3 protein-coding genes are annotated in these 1,823 nt (G+C 72.7%); 2 read left to right on the top strand and 1 reads right to left on the bottom strand.

What is annotated here, in order from left to right:
• On the bottom strand, positions 1-1,002 hold a 1,002-nt coding region (locus tag AB0I76_RS29130), incomplete at its 3' end, for a LacI family DNA-binding transcriptional regulator (protein ID WP_357042127.1).
• A gap of 94 nt (positions 1,003-1,096) precedes the next feature.
• Between AB0I76_RS29130 and AB0I76_RS29125 the strand changes: the two genes are divergently transcribed.
• Positions 1,097-1,441, top strand: a complete 345-nt coding sequence (locus AB0I76_RS29125; protein ID WP_357042124.1) for a cupin domain-containing protein — start codon at positions 1,097-1,099, stop codon at positions 1,439-1,441.
• Positions 1,434-1,823: cupin domain-containing protein (locus AB0I76_RS29120; RefSeq protein WP_357042121.1), on the top strand; the 390-nt coding region annotated here is incomplete at its 3' end. The genes AB0I76_RS29125 and AB0I76_RS29120, both read left to right, overlap by 8 nt.

Raw genomic sequence — 1,823 nt, 5'->3', positions numbered from 1 at the left:
GCCGGCGCTGTCCCGGCGGACGACCTCGGCGGCGAGCACCTCGGTCCGGGGTGCCCCGGCGCCCGGGTCCAGGGCCAGCGCCATCGCCCGTGCGCCCATCTCCACCAGGGGCAGCCGGACGGTGGTCAGCGCCGGAGTCACGTCCCGGGCGATCGGCATGTCGTCGAAGCCGGTGACCGAGACCTGCTGCGGTACCGCCACCGATCGGGAGCGCAGCAGCGCGAGCGCGCCGATGGCCATGGAGTCGTTCAGGGCGACCACGGCGGTCAGGGCGGGTTCGGCGTCGAGCAGGGCCGCGGTGGCGGCGGCGCCGCCGTCCCGGTCGAACTCGGCGTACCGGATGCGGTGCTCGGGCAGGCTGCGGCCGTGCTCGGCGAGCGCGGCCCGCAGCCCCGCGAGCCGGTCGGTCGTCGTGGTGAGGACGGCCGGTCCGGAGACCACGCCGATCTCGGAGTGCCCCAGCGCGCACAGTTCGGTGCCGATCAGCCAGCCACCGGTGCGGTTGTCGGGCATGACGGCGTCGCCGGAGTGTTCGTGCCGGCCGATCACCGCCACCCGCCCGCCGGTCGCCTCGTACGCGGTCAGCTTCTCGTTGAGCAGCTTCGTGAACTCCTCGTCGTGGTAGCCCGAACCGGCCATGATGATCGCGGCCACCTGGTGACCGCGCAGCAGCTCGACGTACTCCAGCTCCCGCTCCGGGTCGCGGTAGCTGTTGCAGATCATCAGCAGTCGCCCCTGGTCGGTGGCGACCCGTTGCAGGCCCCGCGTGATCTCGGCGAAGTACGGGTCGGAGACGTCGTGCACGATCACGCCCACCGCCGTGCGGTGCGAGCGGGCGAGGAGCTGGGCGTGGGCGTTCGGCACGTACTGGAGCTCGGCGACGGCGCGCAGCACCCGCTCGCGCAGGTCCTCGGTCACCGGCTTGCTGCTGCCGTTGATCACGCGCGACGCGGTGGCGGGCGAGACGCCCGCTCGTCGCGCCACGTCGGACAGGGTCGCCATGGCCGCCCCCTCACTCACTGTTGACGGCATTTCACCGTGCGGGCTAGCGTCACCGTACCGCAAAGAAAGCCCTTTCCCGCAGGGAGGCCCCCGCATGTCCGACCGCCACGCCATCGTCCAGCTCGATGAACTGCCCACCAAGCGCTGCTCCTGTGGCACCACCCGTCGCGGCTTCATCGACGAGAGCGGCGGGCAGGCCAGCGTCCACCTGCTCCAGATCCAGGACGCGGTCACCCACTACCACAGGGTCGCCACCGAGTACTACATCGTGCTGGAGGGCGAGGGGGAGGTCGAGCTGGACGGCGTCCGCCACCCGGCCCGGCCGATGTCCGCCTTCCTCATCAAGCCCGGCTGCCGGCACCGGGCGATCGGGGACCTGAAGGTGCTGCTGGTGGCGCTGCCCGCGGCCGACGACACCGACGAGTACTTCGATGCCTGACGCACCGGCCCCGCTGCCGGGCGGGGTCGGGCTGTCCCGTCTCTGCGTCTACGACACCGTGGGCCCGGACGGCCTCGTCGGCGGGACACCGCACGTGCACCTCTGCTGCACCGAGGCGTACGTGGTGACCGGTGGTTCCGGCGCCGTGCAGACGCTGACCGTGGAGGGTTTCCGCGAGACGCCACTGCGGCCCGGCGCGGTCGTGTGGTTCACCCCGGGCACCGTGCACCGCCTGGTCAACGACGGCGACCTGCGCCTGGTCGTACTCATGCAGAACAGCGGGCTGCCCGAGGCCGGCGACGCGGTGCTCACGCTGCCGTCGGAGTACCTCGCGGATGCCACCGCCTACGCCGCGGCGACGGCCCTGCCGGGCGGGGGAGCG

Source organism: Micromonospora sp. NPDC049799 (genome assembly GCF_040656655.1).
Taxonomy (GTDB): Bacteria; Actinomycetota; Actinomycetes; order Mycobacteriales; family Micromonosporaceae; genus Micromonospora.
This window is presented reverse-complemented; position numbering and strand designations above follow the sequence as displayed.

Bases quoted from the DNA above. Each gene is read 5' to 3' on its own strand.
- AB0I76_RS29125 (WP_357042124.1), top strand. From the start codon at position 1,097: ATGTCCGACCGCCACGCCATCGTCCAGCTCGATGAACTGCCCACCAAG.